The 19,938-nt window shown below is 67.4% G+C and carries 14 protein-coding genes; 2 read left to right on the top strand and 12 right to left on the bottom strand.

Annotated elements, in window-relative coordinates; genetic code table 11:
- Positions 1–85: 85 nt before the first annotated feature.
- The 3 genes from ACTHQX_RS03320 to ACTHQX_RS03310 are packed head-to-tail and all read right to left on the bottom strand — an operon-like array spanning position 86 to position 5,284.
- A complete protein-coding gene (locus ACTHQX_RS03320; protein ID WP_440155624.1) occupies positions 86–1,648 on the bottom strand; it encodes an FAD-dependent oxidoreductase in 1,563 nt (520 codons plus the stop codon).
- Entirely contained in the window at positions 1,645–3,846 is a 2,202-nt protein-coding gene (locus tag ACTHQX_RS03315; RefSeq protein ID WP_440155622.1) for a molybdopterin oxidoreductase family protein, read from the bottom strand. The genes ACTHQX_RS03320 and ACTHQX_RS03315 overlap by 4 nt, the downstream gene beginning before the upstream one ends.
- Before the next feature lies 1 nt (position 3,847).
- Positions 3,848–5,284: an MFS transporter gene (locus tag ACTHQX_RS03310; RefSeq protein WP_440155620.1), complete on the bottom strand. Its 1,437-nt coding sequence runs from the start codon at positions 5,282–5,284 to the stop codon at positions 3,848–3,850.
- A gap of 280 nt (positions 5,285–5,564) precedes the next feature.
- On the opposite strand from ACTHQX_RS03310, the gene ACTHQX_RS03305 reads away from it, so the two are divergent.
- Positions 5,565–6,977 carry an MFS transporter gene (locus ACTHQX_RS03305; RefSeq protein ID WP_440155618.1) on the top strand — a complete coding sequence of 471 codons (1,413 nt, stop codon included), beginning with the start codon at positions 5,565–5,567 and terminating at the stop codon, positions 6,975–6,977.
- Positions 6,978–7,093: 116 nt separating this feature from the next.
- On the opposite strand, the gene ACTHQX_RS03300 is transcribed toward ACTHQX_RS03305, so the two are convergent.
- The 4 genes from ACTHQX_RS03300 to ACTHQX_RS03285 form a co-directional block, all read right to left on the bottom strand.
- On the bottom strand, positions 7,094–8,902 hold the full coding sequence (locus ACTHQX_RS03300; protein WP_440155616.1) for an acetyl/propionyl/methylcrotonyl-CoA carboxylase subunit alpha: 1,809 nt from the start codon (positions 8,900–8,902) through the stop codon (positions 7,094–7,096).
- Positions 8,903–9,004: 102 nt separating this feature from the next.
- Positions 9,005–9,664 carry a Maf family protein gene (locus ACTHQX_RS03295; protein WP_440155615.1) on the bottom strand — a complete coding sequence of 220 codons (660 nt, stop codon included), beginning with the start codon at positions 9,662–9,664 and terminating at the stop codon, positions 9,005–9,007.
- A gap of 9 nt (positions 9,665–9,673) precedes the next feature.
- Positions 9,674–12,217 (bottom strand): MMPL family transporter, encoded by a 2,544-nt coding sequence (locus ACTHQX_RS03290; protein ID WP_440155613.1) that lies wholly within the window; start codon positions 12,215–12,217, stop codon positions 9,674–9,676.
- 1 nt (position 12,218) lies between these two features.
- Entirely contained in the window at positions 12,219–12,965 is a 747-nt protein-coding gene (locus tag ACTHQX_RS03285) for a TetR/AcrR family transcriptional regulator (protein WP_236807751.1), read from the bottom strand.
- Positions 12,966–13,150: 185 nt separating this feature from the next.
- Between ACTHQX_RS03285 and ACTHQX_RS03280 the strand changes: the two genes are divergently transcribed.
- Entirely contained in the window at positions 13,151–13,732 is a 582-nt protein-coding gene (locus tag ACTHQX_RS03280) for a Clp protease N-terminal domain-containing protein (protein ID WP_440155611.1), read from the top strand.
- Between the two features lie 58 nt (positions 13,733–13,790).
- Here ACTHQX_RS03280 and ACTHQX_RS03275 read toward each other — a convergent pair whose 3' ends face one another.
- From ACTHQX_RS03275 to ACTHQX_RS03255, 5 genes are all read right to left on the bottom strand, one after another.
- A complete protein-coding gene (locus ACTHQX_RS03275) occupies positions 13,791–14,495 on the bottom strand; it encodes an alpha/beta fold hydrolase (RefSeq protein WP_440155609.1) in 705 nt (234 codons plus the stop codon).
- A 106-nt stretch (positions 14,496–14,601) separates the two neighbouring features.
- On the bottom strand, positions 14,602–16,002 hold the full coding sequence (locus ACTHQX_RS03270) for a dicarboxylate/amino acid:cation symporter (RefSeq protein ID WP_440155608.1): 1,401 nt from the start codon (positions 16,000–16,002) through the stop codon (positions 14,602–14,604).
- Positions 16,003–16,263: 261 nt separating this feature from the next.
- On the bottom strand, positions 16,264–17,949 hold the full coding sequence (locus ACTHQX_RS03265) for a DUF885 domain-containing protein (protein WP_440155606.1): 1,686 nt from the start codon (positions 17,947–17,949) through the stop codon (positions 16,264–16,266).
- A 49-nt stretch (positions 17,950–17,998) separates the two neighbouring features.
- Positions 17,999–18,244 (bottom strand): acyl-CoA carboxylase subunit epsilon, encoded by a 246-nt coding sequence (locus ACTHQX_RS03260; RefSeq protein WP_440155604.1) that lies wholly within the window; start codon positions 18,242–18,244, stop codon positions 17,999–18,001.
- Positions 18,241–19,824, bottom strand: coding sequence for an acyl-CoA carboxylase subunit beta (locus ACTHQX_RS03255; protein ID WP_440155602.1), 1,584 nt, complete (start codon positions 19,822–19,824; stop codon positions 18,241–18,243). The genes ACTHQX_RS03260 and ACTHQX_RS03255 overlap by 4 nt, the downstream gene beginning before the upstream one ends.
- Between the last annotated feature and the right edge of the window lie 114 nt (positions 19,825–19,938).

Below are 19,938 nucleotides of genomic sequence, written 5' to 3'. Positions count from 1 at the left end.
CCGATGCTACCGGCCACCCGCGGCCAGTCCGATTTGTGTGACGCGGCACCTCAAAGAGCTTGCCAGGTCCGGTCACGCAGCGGCTCTAGGCGGCGGCCCGCTGAAAGTGCTTCTCGATGAGCCCCTTGATGTCCTCGTGGCAGCCGCCGCAGCCGGTGCCCGCACGGGTTGAAGCGGAGACCTCGGCCACGGTGGAGCAGCCGCCGGTCACGGCTTCGGCGATTTTGCCGCCGCTCACGCCGGCGCAGCGGCACACCGTGCTCTCGGGGTCATTTGAGGCACCGGCCGCGGCCAGCTGGTCGGGCCCGTCCAGGCGCAGGAGCAGGGACCTGTCCGCGGGCAGTTCGGCGCCTCGTTCGAAGAGCTGCACCAGCTCTCCCGCGGTGCGCGGCATGCCCACGCTGACCAGGCCCTCCAGCACACCGCCCCGGGTGGTCATCTTGACGTAGCGTCCGTGCTCGGGGTCGGCCCACTGGGCGATCTGCAGCCGCGGCCTGCCGGTGACGGCGCCGGCTGTCAGGACTTCCTCATCCCAGGGATCGGCCGAGTTGTCCCCGGCGACAGCCATGTTCATGCCGCGGGCCTTCAGCACAATCACACCGGGCTTTTCCTGGGGGAGCGGGGGCAGGGAGTCGGCGTCCTCCGCGGCACCCTCGGACAGGAGCAGGAGGTATTCGGCGAGCCATTCGGCCTGCCGCCAGCCGGGACCTACCAGGCCGGACGGTCCGCGCGCGGTGCGGCACTCGACGCAGCCAGGATCCGGGCAGCGGACCTCGGCGCAGTCGCCGATGGCGAAGATGTGCGGCTCGTGGTGCGGGCGCAGCCGGTGGTCCACCAGGATGCCGGTCCCGGTGGAAAGCCCGCAGCCCTCGGCGAGCTCAATGCGCGGGCGGACGCCGCAGGACAGGACCAGCAGGTCGCCGTCGATCGCCGAGCCGTCGTCGAGCAGCAGAGCGGAGAACCCGCCGTCGGGCGCGTTGTGCTCAATGCCCGTGGAGCGGGCGTTGCCGGCCATCCGGACGCCGCAGTTGCGCAGGCTCGCGGCCAGCACCGCGCCGCCGCCGCGATCGATGTTTCGGCCCAGCGGGTGGGGCCCGTTGTGCACCACCGTGACCGTGGCGCCTTCCTCTGCTGCAGCGAGGGCAGTCTCAAGCCCCAGCACGCCGCCGCCCAGCACCACCAGGCGCTTGCGGCCGGCCACCGCCTGGCGCAGCACCTCGGCGTCGCGGAGGTCGCGGAGTGCGGTGACGCCCGGCGGAAGCACGGGAGCGGCTGGGTCCGGGTTCAGCCCCGTGAGGTTCGGGATCACGGGACGGGAACCGGTGGCGAAGACCAGCCGGTCGTAGTGGGCTGACGTGCCGTCGGAGAGGATGACTGACTGCCGTGCGCGGTCCACGCGCCGAACCGTCACGCCCAGCCGGACGTCCACGCCGTCGGCCACGAGGGCCGCGGCGTCGGCGACGGCCAGCGCCTCGGGGGTGGTGCGGCCGACCCCGAGATCGGCCACCAGAACGCGGTTGTAGGCGGCCTCGGCTTCCTGGCCGATGACCGTCAGCCCCACCTGCCCCGCACGCAGTGCCGGCAGCAGTTCGTCGACCAGCCGTGCGGCCACCGGACCGAATCCGACAATTACAATCTGCTCGCTCATGAGGCCTCCGCTGTCTGAAGAAGACTGGTGACCGGGGTGGCGACTGCCAGCCGGACCCACACTTTGTTGAACTTGAATTCGGGCATCCCCGAGATGGGATCCGTGGCCGCTTCCGTCAGCCGGTTCGCGCTCTCCAGTTCCGGAAAGTGGAACGGCAGGAACACGGTTTCGGGGCGGATGGCGGTGCTGAGCTCGGCCCGGCAGACCACCTCGCCGCGCTCGTTAGCCACCGAGACCTCTGCGCCGTCGGTGATCCCCATGGCCGCCGCGGCGGCCGGATGGATCTGCATCCTGGCTTCGGGCTGGGCGGCCAGGAGCTCCGCCACCCGCCGTGTCTGGGCGCCGGACTGGTAGTGCTCCAGCAGCCGGCCGGTGATAAGGGTCATGGGCTTGGCGGCGGGCTCGGGATTCGCAGTTGGAGTACGACGGCGGCGGGGCACCACCGGGGTCATGACTGCCTTGCCGTCCGGGTGGGCAAAGCTGTCCAGGAACAGGCGCGGAGTTCCGGTGCTGCCGGCAGGGTAGGGCCAGTACGCGGCTGCGCCGCTGTCCAGCATGGCGTAGTCGATGCCGGAGTAGTCGGCCGCGCCGCCGGCGGAGGCCAGGCGCAGCTCCTCGAAGACGGTCTCCGGATGATCGCTGTACGTGGACGGTGCCTCGAGTGCCTCGGCCAGCCGGGCCATGATCCACAGCTCGCTGCGGGCGCCGGCAGGCGGCTGGATCGCCTGGCGGCGGCGGAGGACGCGGCCTTCGAGGTTGGTCAGGGTGCCTTCCTCCTCGGCCCACTGCAGCACCGGCAGGACGAGGTCGGCCTCGGCAGCGGTCTCGGACATGAAGAAGTCGCAGACCACCAGGAAATCCAGGCTGCGGAGCCCGCGGATGACGGCATTGGCGTCGGGCGAGGCGACGGCGATGTTGGAGGCGTGCACAAAAAGGCAGCGGACGCCTTCGGGCTGTCCCAGTGACTTGAGCAACTGCACGGCCGGCAGGCCGGGACCGGGGATGAGGGACTCATCCACGCCCCAGACCGAGGCCATGTGTGCCCGGGCGGCGGGGTCGGTGATCTTGCGGTAGCCGGGCAGCTGGTCGGCCTTCTGGCCGTGTTCGCGGCCGCCCTGGCCGTTGCCCTGGCCGGTGAGGGTGCCGTAGCCGCTGCGGGCGCTGCCGGGCAGGCCCAGCAGGAGGCTGAGGTTGATGGCCGCCGTGGCGGTGTCGGTGCCGTCCACGTGCTGCTCCACGCCGCGTCCGGTCAGGATGTAGCTGCCGCCCCCGCGGGCGCCGGCGGCAAGCCGCCGGGCCGTCTCGCGGATGAGGTCCGCGGGAACGCCGGTGATGGACTGGACCCGCTCCGGCCAGTAGGCGTTGACGGATCGGACCACGGCGTCGAAGCCGGTGGTGCGTGCCTGGACGTAGTCCGCGTCGAGGAGGCCTTCGTGGATCACCACGTGGGAGATGCCCAGCAGGAGGGTGAGGTCGGTGCCCGGCAGGGGCTGCAGGTGGATGCCGCCGCCGTCGGAAGTGAACTTGGCCGTGGCGGAACGCCGCGGGTCCACCACAATGAAACCGCCGGCGTCGCGGACGCCCTGCAGGTGCTGGACGAACGGAGGCATGGTCTCGGCGACGTTGGAGCCGAGCATCAGAATGGTGCTGGCGGTGTCCAGGGCCTCAAGCGGGAAGGGCAGCCCGCGGTCCAGCCCGAAGGCCCGCATGCCCGCGGCAGCCGCCGACGACATGCAGAACCGGCCGTTGTAGTCGATCCGCGAAGTGCCCAGCGCGAGGCGGGCGAACTTGCCCAGCTGGTATGCCTTTTCGTTGGTGAGGCCGCCGCCGCCGAACACACCGACGGAGTCCGCGCCGTACCTGGCACGGGCGTCCTTGACGGCGGCGGTGACCCGGCGCAGGGCCTCGTCCCAGGAGATGGGGCGGAAGACGCCGTCGGGCCCCTTGAACATGGGCTCGATGACGCGTCCGGGGTGCTGCAGGAGCGATGCGGACGTCCATCCCTTGCGGCAGAGGCCGCCGCGGTTGGTGGGGAAGTCGCGGCCGCTCACTTCAAGGGCCGGCGCAGCCGGCACGGGGCCTGACCCCGGCTGCACAGCCGGGGTCAGGCCCGGAGCGGCCGGAGCCGCCGGGGACTTGAGCGTCATGGCGCACTGCAGGGCGCAGTAAGGGCAGTGCGTGTCGGCGCTTTTGGTCATGTTAGACGTGTCCCATCGCGTTTCGGTTGGCGTTGCGGATGTAGCAGAACCAGCAGACGGCGAGCATCAGGACGTACGCTCCGACGAAGCCGTAGAAGGCCGGGGTGTAGGAGCCGCTGGCCGTGTTGGAGGCGTTCAGCACCTGCGGGATGACGAATCCGCCGTAGGCGCCGATGGCGGAGATCAGGCCGAGCGCCGAGGAGGCCAGGCGCTGGGTCTGCACCGAGCTGGCTCCGGAGCGGGCCGCGCGGCTGGAGGTCGCAAAGATCACCGGGATCATGCGGTAGGTTGCGCCGTTTCCGAAGCCACTGGCAGTGAACAGCATCAGGAACAGGACCAGGAAGAGCCAGAAGTTCTTCAGCGGCAGCGTCCAGATCATCGTCAGCGTGATGACGGCCATGGCCGCGAACGCTGACACTGTCATCCGGGCCCCGCCCATGCGGTCAGCCATGCGGCCGCCATAGGGGCGGGCCAGCGAGCCGACCAGCGGGCCGAGGAAGGCCAGGGAAAGGGCCACGGCGCCGACCGAGATGGAGGAGAAGGCCGGGAAGTAGTCCTTGATGAGCTTGGGGAAGACGCCGGCGAAGCCGATGAAGGAGCCGAACGTTCCGATGTAGAGCAGCGCCATGACCCACAGGTGGGGTTCCTTGATCGCTGCGAGGGATCCGGCCACGTCCCCCTTGGCGCTCGTGAGGTTGTTCATGTACTTGTAGGCGCCGAAGGCCGCCAGGAGGATCAGCGGAACCCACATGAGGCCCGCGACGGGGAGGTTGACAGTGCCGGCGGCCAGCAGCGTGATGGCGACCGGGACAGCAAGCTGTGCCACAGCTGCTCCGAGGTTGCCGCCGGCGGCGTTCAGGCCCAGGGCCCAGCCCTTTTCGCGGGCCGGGTAGAAGAAGGTGATGTTGGCCATCGAGCTGGCGAAGTTGCCGCCGCCGAAGCCTGCAAGGGCCGCCACGAACAGCATGACGCCGAACGGTGTTTCCGGATTGGAGACGCACAGTGCGAGCCCGGTGGAGGGGATCAGCAGCAGCAGGGCGGAGACGATGGTCCAGTTCCGGCCGCCGAAGCGCGGAACCATGAACGTGTAGGGGATCCGGAGCGTGGCGCCGACGAGGCTCGGCATGGAGATCAGCCAGAAGATTTCGGACGTGCTGAACGTGAATCCTGCGGCGGGGAGCTGGACCACCACGATGGACCACAGCTGCCAGACCACGAAGCCAAGGAACTCGGCGAAGATTGACCAGTTGAGGTTGCGGCGCGCGATGGAGCGGCCTTGGGATTCCCACTGCTGCTTGTTCTCGGCGTCCCAGTTGGCGATCCAGCGTCCGGGACGCATTTCGAGAGCAAGAGTATCGGGTGCCTCGGTGGTGGTGGTGGTGGCAGCAAGACCGAGGGAATTGTGGGTTCCGGCGTCTGCGGTGCGGTCAGCAGTCACGGTTTACCTCCTTGGGGAATGGTGTCCTTCCAAGGTAGGGATGGCGCGTTTCGCAGACGGTCGCCGTTTGTTAACGTGCTGTGACATTTGCCTATCAGCCCGCTTCGGGCGGCGTTAGGCTTGCAGGACGACCTCATGTTGAGACAACTCTGGAAGTCCGTATACTGGACCGCTTGTCCGTTGCGTGGACGGCGGGAACTAAGATTGAACTCTGTTTTATCCCCATGTTTGGAGGGGCTTCCGAGCGAGGTCCATCCAGCTCTCATGAAAGCGTCCCCACATGTCATCGCCTGCAACGTCAACGGAACATGGCACCGCCAAACCGGTGAACTCCAAGGGCAAAGTGATCTTTGCCAGCCTCATCGGAACGACGATCGAGTTCTATGACTTCTACATCTACGCAACCGCGTCGGTGCTGGTCTTCCCCAAGCTGTTCTTCCCCCAGGCCACGGAGATCAACGCCCTCCTGAGCTCTTTCGCAATTTTCGGCGTCGCGTTCGTCGCCCGGCCCATCGGCTCGGTCCTGTTCGGACACTTTGGCGACAAGTTCGGCCGCAAGGGCACCCTGGTGGCCTCCCTCCTCACCATGGGGCTGGCCACGTTCTTCATCGGGCTGCTGCCGACCGCCTCCGTGGCTGGTTGGACCGTCCTCGCGCCGCTGATGCTGGTCCTGCTGCGCTTTGCCCAGGGGCTCGCCCTCGGCGGTGAGTGGTCCGGCGCGGCACTGCTGGCCACGGAGAACGCCCCCGAAGGCAAGCGCGCCATCTACGGCACGTTCCCGCAGCTCGGTGCCCCCATTGGCTTCATCCTGGCCAACCTGCTCTTCATCTGGTTCAACGCCGCCCTCAGCCCGGAGGAATTCGCGGCCTGGGGCTGGCGGGTTCCGTTCCTGCTCAGCGCCGTCCTGGTGATCGTTGGCCTGTATGTGCGTCTCAAGCTCGTGGAAAGTGTCTCGTTCCAGAAGGTCCTGAAAGAAGACAAGGTGGCCAAGGTCCCGTTCGCGGCGACCTTCAAGAACCACTGGCGCCCGGTGCTGGCTGGAACCTTCATCATGCTGGCCACGTACGTGCTGTTCTACATCATGACCTCCTTCACCCTCACGTACGGCACCAAGCCCGCCTCCGTTGAGGCCGCCCAGGCCGCCGCGGAGAAGGCCGGCAAGCCGATGTCCGCTGCCGAAATTGCCAGCTTCGTTCCCGGCTTGGGTGTTCCCCGCGGTGACTTCCTCTGGATGCTGATCCTCGGCGTCGTCTTCTTCGGTATCTTCACCCTCGTGTCCGGCCCGCTGGCCGAGAAGTGGGGCCGCCGCAAGTTCCTCATGGGCGTCACCGTGGGCATCTTTGTGTTCGGCGCGCTCTGGTTCACCATGTTCGGACCCGGCCCGGGAGCGGCAATCGTCGGCCTCATCGTCGGTTTCACGCTGATGGGCCTGACCTTCGGCCCGATGGCCGCGATCCTGCCGGAGCTGTTCCCGTCCAACGTGCGGTACACCGGCTCGGCCGTGGCGTACAACCTGTCCAGCGTCATCGGCGCCGCCCCGGCGTCGTTCATTGCCATTGCCCTCTGGCAGGCGACCGGCGGCAGCACCTGGCTCGTCGGCGTCTACATGGCGGCCGCCGCCGTCCTGACGTTCATCGCGCTGTGGATCACCCGCGAAACCAAGAACACGGACTACGAGAACAACGTGGCCTGATTCCCAGGTTTGGATGCATCAACGAAAATGCCCGGTGTGGATCACACCGGGCATTTTCATGTGCTGTTTCAGTTTCGATCGGCTGAGTTTCCGATCGGCTGAGTCATCGGTCCGCCTTAGTCTTCGATCGTCGCGATCACGGCGCCTGCTGCCACCGTCTGGCCGGCCGCGGCGGACAGGCCTGTGATGGTGCCCGCGCGGTGTGCGGTGAGCGGCTGCTCCATTTTCATCGCCTCAAGCACGACGACGAGATCACCTTCGGCGACGACGTCGCCGTCGGCCACGGCCACCTTAACGATCGTTCCCTGCATGGGGGACGTCAGGGCGTTGCCGCCCGCGGCTGCGGTGGCGCCGCCGGCGCGGCTGCGCTTCTTTGACTTGGCCGGCTTGGCGCCGGCGGCTGCCGCCCCGCTGAAGCCGAGGCTGGCGGGCAGGGCCACCTCGAGGCGCTTGCCGCCCACTTCCACCACCACAGTGCGGCGCTCGGCGTCCTCACCCTCTGGTGCAGCGCCGTTGGGCGTCCAGGCGGGAAGGTCATTGACGAATTCGGTTTCGATCCATCGGGTGTGGACGCTGAACGGGCCCTCGGCCGGCGCGAACGCCGGGTTGCTGACCACGGCCAGGTCGAAGGGGATGACGGTGGGAATGCCTTCCACCACCATCTCCTCGAGGGCGCGGCGGGCGCGCTGCAGGGCCTGGGGGCGGTTCGCTCCGGTGACGATCAGCTTGGACAGCATGGAGTCGAAGTTGCCGCTGATTACGTCGCCCTCTTCGATGCCGGAGTCAATGCGGATGCCGGGGCCGGTGGGGTTCTTCAGGGTGCTCACGGTGCCCGGTGCGGGCATGAAGTTGCGGCCCGGATCCTCGCCGGTGATGCGGAACTCGAAGGAGTGGCCGCGTACCTCGGGGTCACCGTAGCCAAGTTCCTCGCCGCAGGCCAGGCGGAACTGCTCGCGGACCAAGTCGATGCCGGTCACTTCCTCGGAGACGCAGTGCTCCACCTGCAGGCGGGTGTTGACCTCGAGGAAGGAGATGGTGCCGTCCTGGCCGACGAGGAACTCGCAGGTTCCCGCGCCGAGGTAGCCGGCTTCCTTCAGGATGGCCTTGGACGATTCGTAGAGGCGCTTGTTCTGCTCCGCCGTCAGGAACGGGGCCGGGGCTTCCTCCACGAGCTTCTGGTTTCGGCGCTGGAGTGAGCAGTCGCGGGTGGAGACCACCACCACGTTGCCGTGGGCGTCGGCGAGGCACTGGGTTTCAACGTGGCGCGGTGCGTCGAGGAACCGCTCGATGAAGCACTCACCGCGGCCGAACGCAGCGGTCGCCTCGCGGACGGCGGAGTCGAAGAGCTCGGGGATTTCCTCGCGGGTGCGGGCCACCTTGATGCCGCGGCCGCCGCCGCCGAAGGCAGCCTTGATGGCCACGGGAAGGCCGAACTTGTCCGCGAATTCCAGGATTTCCTCGGCGGACTCGACGGGGTCGGCGGTGCCGGGCACCTGCGGGGCGCCCACCTTCTCGGCGATGTGCCGGGCCTGGACCTTGTCGCCCAGGGCGGAGATGGATTCCGGCGAGGGGCCGATCCAGGTGATGCCGGCGTCGATCACCTTGGCCGCGAACTGGGCGTTCTCGGACAGGAAGCCGTAGCCGGGGTGGATGGCGTCGGCGCCGGACTGGCGGGCCACCTCGATCAGCTTGTCCATCACGAGGTAGGACTCGGCTGCAGTGTTCCCGCCCAGGGCGTACGCTTCGTCGGCGAGCCGGACGTGGAGGGCGTTCCGGTCAGGATCGGCATAGACGGCGACGGAGGCGATGCCCTCGTCCCGGGCTGCGCGGATGACGCGGACGGCGATTTCACCGCGGTTCGCGATCAGAACCTTGGTGATTTTTGACTGCACTGGACCTGCGGACTGCTCCGGCTTTACTGACAAGGCGTCTCCTTCTTTCCTTCAGGGAGCCTAGCCTGATTTTGAGGATTCCGCCGATATTACTGGCGGAATCCCCGGGTAAGAGGCTCGGCCTTTGTAGGGAAGCTACAACTCCCCGGGAATTGCCGAGTCCGGCAGGTCCTGCCAGAACTCCGTGATGCTCACGTTCGCCTGGGCCAGCAGGGAGCGCAGGGTGGATACCGACAATCCGACGACGGCGTGCGGGTCGCCGTCGACTTTCCGGATGAAGGCGCCGCCCAGGCCGTCGATGGTGAAGGAGCCCGCGCAGTGCAGTGGCTCGCCGGTGGCGATGTACGCGTCGATCTCCGCGAGCTCCATCTCCATGAAGTGCACTTCGGCGGAGGCGACGCTGCCCAGCGTGGCGCCGGAGCCGCCGTCGTCGTCCGTGTCGCGGCAGTCCACCAGCCAGTGGCCGGTGTGCAGGACCCCGCTGCTGCCGCTCATCCGTAGCATTCGCTGCCGGGCGACGTCCACGGTATACGGCTTGCCGTGCGATTCGCCGTCGAACTCGAAGACGGAATCGCAGCCGAGCACCAAGGCCCCCTCGGCCTCCGGCAGCGAGGCGACCGCCTCAGCCTTGGCGCGGGCCAGGAGCAGGGCGGTGTCGTGCGGATCGGTCACGCCGTAGCGTTCCTGCACGGCATCCTCGTCGACGTCGGACACGAGGACCTCGTGTTCGATTCCGGCCTCAGCCAGGAGCTTGGTGCGGGCGGGGGACTGGGAGGCAAGGATGAGGCGGGTCACCGCTCAAGCCTAGCGCGCGCCGACCTCCGCGGGCTCGGCATCCGGCTCATCGCTGGCGGCCGGCGCAGGCCTGCCGAGTTTCGCCCCTTCCACGTCCACGTCCGGCAGGATGCGGTCCAGCCAGCGCGGCAGCCACCACGCCTTCTCGCCGAGGAGGTACATGACTGCCGGAACGATCGTCATCCGGACCACGAAGGCGTCAACCAGAACGCCGAATGCCATCGCGAAGCCGAGCGGGCGGACCATGTTCAGGTGCGAGAAGATGAAGCCCGCGAAGACGCTGACCATGATGATGGCGGCGGCCGTAACCACCGCGGAAGCGTGGCTGAAGCCGGTGCGGACGGCGTGCTTCGCGGACTCGCCGTGCATGAAGGACTCACGCATGCCCGAGGCGATGAACACCTGGTAGTCCATGGCCAGCCCGAATAGGACGCCGATCAGGATGATCGGCAGGAAGCTCAGCACGGCGCCGGGGTTGTCGACGCCGAACACCGCACCCAGCCAGCCCCACTGGTACACCGCCACCACGGCGCCGAAGGCGGCCGCAAGGGACAGCAGGAAGCCGCCTGTGGCCAGCAGCGGCACCACGATCGAGCGGAACACCAGTAGCAGCAGGATCAGCGAGAGCCCCACGACGATGGCCAGATATGACGGCAGGGCGTCGCCCAGCTTCGAGGACACGTCGATGTTGCCTGCCGTCTGGCCCGTGAGCCCGATACTGACTCCGGTGGAGTCCTCGATCCCGGCCTTCTCGGCGCGGATGTCGGACACCACCTTCACGGTGCTGGCGCTCGCCGGCCCTTCCTTCGGGATGACCTGGAACACCGCCGTCCCGCGGTCCTCACTCAGTGCCACCGGAATGACTGCAGTGACGTTCTCCGTTTTGCGCAGAATGTCCGCAACGTCCAGCTGCTTGGCCGTTGCTTCGGTTTCACTCAGGCCCTCAGGGAAGTCACCCACCACGATGATCGGTCCTGTCATGCCTTCGCCGAAGCTGCGCTTGGTGGCGTCGTACGCCTTGAACGCCTGGGAATCGGCAGGTTCCGAGCCACCGTCGGGCAGCGCGAGCCGCAGCTGGGCAGCGGGCAGCGCCACAACGCCCAGCGCCAGGACGCCGGCCAGCAGGGCCAGTACCGGGTGCCTGGTGACTAGACCGCCCCAGCCGTGGCTGCTGCGGTGTTCGTCCTTGGCGCGGTCCTGCGCCTCGCGGTTGGGGTCGGCGTTGTGCCTCGCCGCCTTGGCCCAGGCGCGCTTGGAGATCAGCTTGCTGCCCATGAAGGAGAGGATTGCCGGCGTCAGCGTCAGGGCGACGAGGACGGCAACCGCGACGGTGCCGGCCGCGGACACGCCCATGACCCCCAGGAACGGAAGCCCCGGGACCACCAGTGCCGCGAGGGCGATGATGACCGTCAGGCCGGCAAAGAGCACGGCATTGCCGGAGGTTCCGGTGGCACGGGCCACCGACTCCTCCGCGTCCATGCCTGCCAGCAGCTGGCCGCGGTGGCGGTTGACGATGAACAGCGAGTAGTCGATGCCGACGGCGAGGCCCAGCATGAGCGCGAGCATGGGGGAAATGGAACTCATGTCAATGAGGCCGCTCAGTGCCATGGTGGCGCCCACGCCCACCGCCACGCCGATCACGGCCATCAGCAGCGGCAGCCCGGCGGCCACAAGCGTCCCGAGCATGATGATCAGGACCAGTGCCGCCACGCCGATGCCGATGATCTCAGCCACGCCGAAGATCTCGGAGACGTCCTCACTGATTTCCTTGCTGGGCAGCGCGGTAACTCCGGCCGAGGAGACCTCCTGCACGATGTCCTGGACTTCCTGGCGCACTTTGGGGTCCAGTCCGTTGATGGAGGTCTTGAACTGGACCTGCGCAATGGCCGCCTTGCCGTCCTCCGAAACGAAACGCAACCCCTGCGAAGCCTCGACCTGGCGCTTGGCCAGCTCCAGCCTGGCCGCACCGGCCTGCAGTTCCCTGGTGCCGGCGTCGAGCTTTTCCTGGCCTGCGGCCAGGGCGGCCTTCTGCTGGCCCAGCTGGGCCTCGATGGCCGACGCCGGGAGCCCGGCAGCGGTCATCTGCGCCTCGGCCGCGGCCAGCTGTTCCTTACCGGCGGCCAATTCGGCCGCGGCCTTGTCCAGTGCGGCCTTGCCCGCGGTTGCCTTGGCCTCGCCGGCGGCGAGATCTGCGCCAGCCTTGTCCAGTTGGGCCTGCGTGGCGAACGGGTCGACGGTTCCCCGGACATCCGGGAGGGCCTCAAGCTTGGTGAGGGCAGCGGACACCGCGTCCTTGCCCGCCTGGCTGAACTGGGCGTCCTTGGCCTGGAAGACTACCCCGGCCGAGCCGCCGGATGACGCCGGCAGCTCCTTTTGGAGCTTGTCGGCCATCTGCTGGGTTTCCGTGCCGGGAATCTGGAAGTTATTGGACAGCGCGCCGGAAAAGGCTGCCGCTGCGCCGCCGACTGCCAGCAGAACCGCCAGCCAGAGCGAGACGACGAGCCACCGGTGACGGTAGGAAAACTTGCCGAGGCGGTACAGGAGAAGTGCCATGTCAGGACCGTTCTGCGTTGCGGGTGGAAGGTTTGGCGGGGGATTGCTTCGACGGCGGGTCCGACGGAGGGCCGGCGAAACCGGATCCGAGGAGCCCCATCGAATCGATGAGCAGTTGGCGGAGGATCGCCAGTGACTCGGGGGAGAGATCGGGGCCGCAGCGCCGGAACCACACGTCCATGGCAGCTTTGCCGCAGGAGACCACCGAACCTGCGAGGGCCCGGACGTAGAGCTCGTCCTGGTCGGTGACCTGTTCGGTCCGGGTGACCTGTTCGGTCCCGGTGCCCTGTTCAGTCCTGGGGTTCTGTGGGGAACGCTCGCGGGCCGCAGCAACTATCTGCTCGGTGCAGTGGTCCCAGGCCTCCAGCTCAGAGCGCGCCATGAGCGGATTGCCCTGGGTCAGGCCGAACAGCTCGGCGAGCGGCGCCACCGTCATGGGATCCGCCAGTGCCACCAGAGCGGCGCGGGCGGATTCGAGGATGGGTTCGTCAGCGGGCCGCCGGCGGAACTGTTCGAGGGCGCTGTCCAGGAAACCGTTGGTCACCGAGGCGATGGCGGCTTCGGTGCTGGTGAAGTAGTTGAAGAAGGTCCGGCGTGAGATGCCCGCCGCTTCCGCAATGTCCTCGATCGTGAACTTGCCGGGACCGTGGCGCCGTAGAAGGGCTAGCGTGGCGTCGGTTATTGCCTGCCTCGTGACAGCCTTGTTCAGCTCGCGGCGCGAGGAAGGCAAAGAAGTGGAAGCGGACACCCAATTACACTACGTGCATCTTTGCACTCTGCGCAACAACCGCAGCCTTTCAAAGCTTGCGGGGCGAAATTCACAGCATCCTCACAGTCGATCAAAAGGCGTTCTTGAGGGGCAGGGTGCATCCTGTTGTCGTGGCCGGCACGGCGGCAATGATGCCTCAAGGCCGGCGGAGCGAGGAGCGGACCATGGAGCGTTCAAAGAAAGTGGCTCTCGGCCTGGGCGCGACTGCCTTGGCACTCGGCACCGGATGCGGTGTCACCGGCATGGCGGCCGCAACCACAGCGACGCCCACGCCCACAGTAACGTCAGGCAGCCCATCGAGCGGACCCGCGGACGGGTTCCGTTTCGACGGCGGCCGGCACGGACACGGACACGGGCACGGACACGGATATGGGCGCGGTCACGGCGTCCTCAAAGGGGACGCCGCGGCGCTCGCGGCCAAGCTGGGCGTGGACCAGGCCAAGCTGCAGGACGCCCTGCGGGCGTTCCGCCAGGCCAACCACCCGAACGGCCGGCGCGCCGACGGCACCAAGCCGGACCGGGCGGCCAGGGAGGCGGCTCTGGCAGCCTCGCTGGCCAAGTCCCTGGGAATCGATGAAGCGAAGGTCAAGGCCGCGCTCGAGGAACTCCGCACCCAGGCGCAGACGGACCGGGCTGCTGCCCTGAAAGGCCGGCTCGACCAGGCGGTGAAGGACGGGACACTTACGCAAGCCGAAGCCGACGCGGTCACAAAGGCCGTGCAAAAGGGTGTGATCGGCGGCCGCTAGGCCTGATCGGCAGGCCCGGGGGCCGCTGTGGCCCGGTCGCGCCGGTTGGGCTGGTCTGTCAGTTTGTCCGGTCGACGGCGGCGAGGATCGCTGCTCCGAGCTCCGCCGGCTTGGTGAACTGCGGCCAGTGCCCCGTGGGAAGGTCCACGAGTTCCACATCGCGGATGCGGGCCAGCTCTTCAACGTAGGGGTGCCCGGCGTCCATCCACTCCGTCAGCAACGAGGACGGGAACTCGCAGGCGATCACCGTGGCGGGGACGTCGTAGCGGCGCACATCGCGAAGGTGCTGCTTGTCGCATGCCACCGCCTTTGGCTGCGGGATGGACCGTGCACGGAATGCCTCGCGGAGCCCGTCGTCGAGATCGGTGAGGTCGGCGTCGTCGAACACGTCCCAGGAAGGCAACGGGATCTCATCACCTTCGGCAGGCAGCTCATCATTGATGACGCCGCCTTCGCCGAGCGGTCCGCTGTCCACGTAGACCGCGCGGACCACGCGGTCCGGGCGTTCGTCCACCGCGCCGTGGATGATGGCGCCCCCGCCGGAGTGGCCGACGAGGACCAGCGGACCCTCAATGCCGTCAATGGCTTCCACCACGGCGTTGATGTGGTCGCGGAGCCCGATGCCGGTCCGCTTGGCGTCCTTCGCCTCCAGCCCCGGGAGGGTCAGCGCGTGGATTTGGTGGCCCGCCTCCACCAGCGGGGGAGTGACCCCGGACCAGGATGAACCATCGAGCCAGAAACCGGGAACCAGAATGATGTCCATGCCGGTACCCTACCCTCGCTGCCTGCCGCCCGGGACCCATTTGGCGGCCGGTCTTAAATGGGTGTGCCCCCGGGATGAACCCCGGGGCACACCCAGTCTGCCAAGGTCAGGCCTTGGACTCGGCCAGCTCACGCTCGACGGCGGGCGCCTCTTCCTCGCGGAAGGCCTCCCCGGCGCGCGGTGCGTTGTAGAGGGTTTCATCGAGGATCCCCTGGCGCTTGGCCACGATGGTGGGCACGAGTGCCTGGCCGGCCACGTTGACCGCCGTGCGTCCCATGTCCAGGATGGGGTCGATGGCCAGCAGGAGTCCGACGCCGGCCAGCGGCAGTCCCAGCGTGGAGAGGGTCAGCGTCAGCATGACCACGGCGCCGGTGGTTCCCGCCGTCGCAGCAGAACCGAGGACGGAGACCAGGGCGATCAGCAGATACTGGCTGAAGTCGAGCTGGATTCCGAAGAACTGGGCCACGAAGATCGCGGCGACGGCCGGGTAGATTGCCGCGCAGCCGTCCATCTTGGTGGTGGCGCCCAGCGGAACGGCGAAGGAGGCGTAGCCCCGGGGAACACCGAGGTTGCGCTCGGTGACGCGCTGGGTCAGCGGCAGCGTACCGATGGAGGAACGGGAAACGAAGGCCAGCTGGATGGCCGGCCACGCGCCGGAGAAGTACTGCTTGACCGACAGTCCATGTGCGCGGACCAGGGCCGGGTAGACGCCGAAGAGCACCAGCGCGAGGCCGATGTAGATGGCAACGGTGAACTTGCCCAGCGAGCCGATGGTGTCCCAGCCATAGACGGCCACCGCGTTGCCGATCAGGCCCACGGTGCCCAGCGGTGCGATGCGGATGATCCACCACAGCACCTTCTGGATGACGGCCAGCGCGGAGGCGTTGAGGGCCATGAAAGGCTCGGCCTGCTTGCCCACCTTCAGGGCGGCAACGCCGACGGCGATGGCGATCACCAGGATCTGCAGGACGTTGAAGCTGACGGACGTGGTCACAGCGCCGGAGTCGGTGACAGTGGAGCTCGCGCCAAGGCCCAGGAAGTTTTTGGGGAACAGGCCGATGAGGAATGCCCACCAGTCGCCGACCTTGGACGGTGCTTCACCCTGGCCGGAGATGCCCGTGTTTGCGCCCGGCTGCAGGAGCACGCCCAGGCCGATGCCGATCAGCACGGAGACCAGCGACGTGATGGCGAACCACAGCAGAGTGTTCCAGGCGAGCCGCGCCGCATTGGAAACCTCACGCAGGTTGGAGATGGAGCTGACCACGGCGGTGAAGATCAGGGGCACGACTGCCGTCTGCAGCAACGAGACGTAGCTGGAGCCAATGGTCTGCAGCGTGGCGCCCAGGCCGTTGGGGTTGGTCTTGGTGCTGCCCGTGTACTTGGCCAGCAGACCCAGCCCGAGGCCGACGATCAGGGCGGCGATGATCTGGAAGCCAAAGGAGCCTGCCCACCGGGGCAGCTGGAAGCCGGGGCGCCCGGCCGTGGATGAAGTGGTTTGATTGCTCACCCGAACAAGTTAGGGCGTAGAAAATACAGCTTCCACTCGATATTGAGAAATGTTACGCGTGCGGTTTCGGCGGTGCTGGCCATAAGTGCGAAAAATCGGCACGAGACCGACCTTTTGTGAAGTTATTCCCTGCGGGCGTGTGGCAAACATCTCGCTGCGACCCGCAGGCGGCGTGGTGGCTTCCGGAAGCGTGCGTCAAAGCGACGAAGGAGCAGCACGCGGAGGAAGGCGGCCATGCCGCCGCTATGGCGGGCGGAACCCTTAGCCGAGCATGGCGCGCTTGAGGGTGTCGAGGCCTACGGACCCGATGTTGAGGGCCTTCGTGTGGAAGGCCTTGAGGTCGAAATCCGGCCGGGCTTCGAGCTCCGCGCGAATCTGCTCCCAGAGGCGCTGGCCCACCTTGTAGGACGGTGCCTGGCCGGGCCAGCCGAGGTAGCGTGCGAACTCGAACTGCAGGTTGCCCTCGCTGATGTCCAGGTTGGCCTTGAGGAAGTCGAAGCCCTTCTCCGGCGTCCAGGTGCCCGTTCCCCAGCGTGCGGGAACATCGAGTTCCAGGTGGACGCCGATGTCGAACACCACCCGGGCGGCCCTCATGCGCTGCATGTCCAGCATGCCCATGTGGTCGCCCGGATCCTTGAGGTAGCCGAGTTCCTCCATCAGCTTCTCGGCATAAAGTGCCCAGCCCTCGCCGTGCCCCGAGGTCCAGCAGACGTTGCGCCGCCAGCTGTTGAGCAGTTCGCGCCGCTGCACGGCGGTGGCGATCTGCAGGTGGTGTCCGGGCACACCCTCGTGGAACACGGTGGTGGTCTCGGCCCAGGTGGTGAACGTGTCCTCGCCCGCGGGCACTGACCACCACATGCGTCCGGGCCGGCTGAAGTCATCCGACGGCCCTGTGTAGTAGATGCCGCCCTCGTCGGTGGGCGCGATCCGGCATTCAAGGGTCTTCATGACGTCGGGAATCTCGAAGTGGATGCCTGCAAGGTCGGAGACGGCACGGTCGGACAGCTCCTGCATCCACGCCGTGAGGGCATCGGTTCCCTTGAGCCGGCGGGCGGGATCGTTGTTGAGGATCTCCTTGGCCTCCGCGATGGAGGCGCCCGGCTTGATTTGCCCGGCTACCTGTTCCTGGGTGGCAATAATCCGGTCGAGCTCCTCAACGCCCCAGGCATATGTTTCTTCGAGGTCGACGGCGGCACCCAGGAACACCCGCGAGGCCAGGGCGTAGCGTTCCCGGCCCACGGCGTCCTGCTCCGGGGCCACCGGCAGCAGTTCCTCCTTGAGGAAGGCGGCCAGTCCGGCGTACGCCGCCCGGGCGGCGGCAGCACCGGCGTCGAGCTTCTCCTGCAGTTCCGCCGGCAGCGGGCCGTCCGCTGTTTTGGCGTCGGCGGCGAGCTTGGCGAAAAAGCCGTCCTCGGCGGCGTACTTGGTGGTCTGTTCGATCACGATCGACACCTGGCGCCGGGCCGAGACCTTGCCGCTGTCCCTGGCCGTGCGCAGCGACTCGATGTATCCGCTGATGGCCGCAGGCACGCTGTGCGTGCGGCCAGCGATGTTCGCCCAGTGCTCCTCCGTGTCCGTGGGCATAAGGTCGAAGATCGACCGGATGTTCTGCGCCGGGGAGTCAATGTTGTTCAGTTCAGCGAGGTCCCAGCCCGAGTCGTGGATCTCAAGCTGGAGTCCGAGGCGTTCGCGCATGGCATCGAGGGTGACGGCGTCGACGTCGTCAACGGGCTCCAGCCCCTCGAGGGCCTCCAGGGTCTTTCGCTCCGCCGCGGCGAACCTGCCGAGTCCGGCAGGGGAGAAGTCCTGGAACTGGGTGTCGTGCCCAGGGATGCCGAGCGTGGTGGCCAGGCTCGGATCCAGGGCGACGAGCGTGTCGGTGTAAGCGTCGGCGACGGCGTCGATGGCGGTCCGGGGGCGCGCTGGGGCGGCAGATTCAGTAGTCACCCCACGAGACTAACCGCGTGGTTCCGGTTATGAAAGACTTACTGAACTTTTAGCCCCGGCTGCGCTTCCAGGCGTCCGGACCGGGCGTCGGCTCCAGCCGCAGCTGCTGCCGCCGCACCCAGTGGCGTGTGCTGGGCTTCGCCGGGCTGGCTGCTGCGCCGGGCTCCAGGGAAAGTACGACGGCGGTAAGCGCCGCCAGCTCCTCGGGCGTCGGTTCGCCCTTGGTGACGGAGAACAGGGCCGCGGCCGGCCCGACGGTTTCGGCCGGGTCAACCGCCGGAGTCTGGGCGCTCACAGCGGGATGTTTCCGTGCTTCTTCGTGGGCAGGCTCGCACGCTTGTCGCGCAGCGCCCGCAGCCCCTTGATGATCTGCAGCCGCGTGTCCGAGGGGGCGATGACGGCGTCAACGTAGCCCAGCTCTGCGGCCTGGTACGGGTTGAGCAGCTCTTCCTCGTACTGCCGGATGACGTCGGCGCGCTTGGCCTCGACGTCGCCGCCGGCCTCGGCAACGGCGGCGAGATCGCGCCGGTAGAGGATGTTGACGGCGCCCTGTGCGCCCATCACGCCGATCTGGGCCGTGGGCCACGCAAGGTTCAGGTCAGCACCGAGCTTCTTGGAGCCCATCACGATGTAGGCGCCGCCGTAGGCCTTCCGGGTGATAACGGTCAGCTTGGGCACGGTGGCTTCGGCGTAAGCGTAGAGAAGCTTGGCGCCGCGGCGGATGATGCCCTGGAACTCCTGGTCCTTGCCGGGCAGGAAGCCCGGGACATCGACGAGGGTGATGATCGGAATGTTGAAGGCGTCGCAGTGGCGGACGAAGCGGGCCGCCTTTTCGGAGGCCGAGATGTCCAGGGTGCCGGCGAACTGCAGCGGCTGGTTGGCCACGATCCCCACCGTGTGGCCCTCGACCCGGCCGTAGCCGATGATCACGTTCGGAGCGTACAGCGACTGCATCTCCAGGAAGTGGGCGTCATCGACGATTTGTTCGATGACCTTGCGGATGTCATAGGGCTGGTTCGCAGAGTCCGGGATCAGCGTGTCCAGGGTGAGGTCGTCGTCGTCGAGCTCCAGCTCCTGCTGGTGTTCCTGCACCGGCGCCTCGGAAAGGTTGTTGGAGGGCAGGAAGTCCAGCAGTTCCCGGACGAACTCAATGGCGTCGGCCTCGTCGGAGGCCAGGTAGGTGGAGGTGCCGGTGGTGGCGTTGTGCTGCCGGGCGCCACCGAGGGTCTCCATGTCCACGTCCTCGCCGGTGACGGTCTTGATGACGTCAGGGCCGGTAATGAACATGTGGGAGGTCTTGTCCACCATGACCACGTAATCGGTCAGGGCGGGGGAGTAGGCTGCTCCGCCGGCGCACGGGCCCATGATGAGGGAGATCTGGGGGACCACGCCGGAAGCGTGGACGTTGTTGCGGAAGATGTCCGCAAACATGGCCAGGGAGGCAACGCCCTCCTGGATCCGGGCTCCGCCGCCGTCATTGATGCCCACCACCGGGCAGCCGTTGCGCAGCGCAAACTCCTGGACCTTCACGATCTTTTCGCCGTTGACCTGGCTCAGGGAGCCGCCGTAGACGCTGAAGTCCTGGCTGTAGAGGGCCACGAGCCTGCCGTCAACGGTTCCGTAGCCGGAAACGACGCCGTCACCGAGCGGCTTCTTTTTCTCCATGCCGAAGGCGGTGGAGCGGTGGACCGCCAGGGCGTCGAACTCCACGAAGGAGCCTTCGTCCACGAGCAGGTCGATGCGCTCGCGGGCGGTGTTCTTGCCGCGCGCATGCTGCTTCTCGATGGCTTCAGGGCCGGACGGCTGCTCAGCACGGGACTGGCGGTCGCGGAAATCGGCAATCTTTCCCGCCGTCGTGGTCAGATCGTGGCTCATGAAGTGTCTCCGGCTCTGTAGCTGTTGTGCTGTGGCTGTTCCGCTGCGGCAGCGTGACGCGGGCCCTGGCTGCCGGTTTAAGTAGCATCCGTACAAATCCAAAGCCCTGATGGC

This window comes from Arthrobacter sp. SAFR-023 (genome assembly GCF_051965295.1).
Lineage (GTDB): Bacteria > Actinomycetota > Actinomycetes > Actinomycetales > Micrococcaceae > Arthrobacter.
This window is presented reverse-complemented; position numbering and strand designations above follow the sequence as displayed.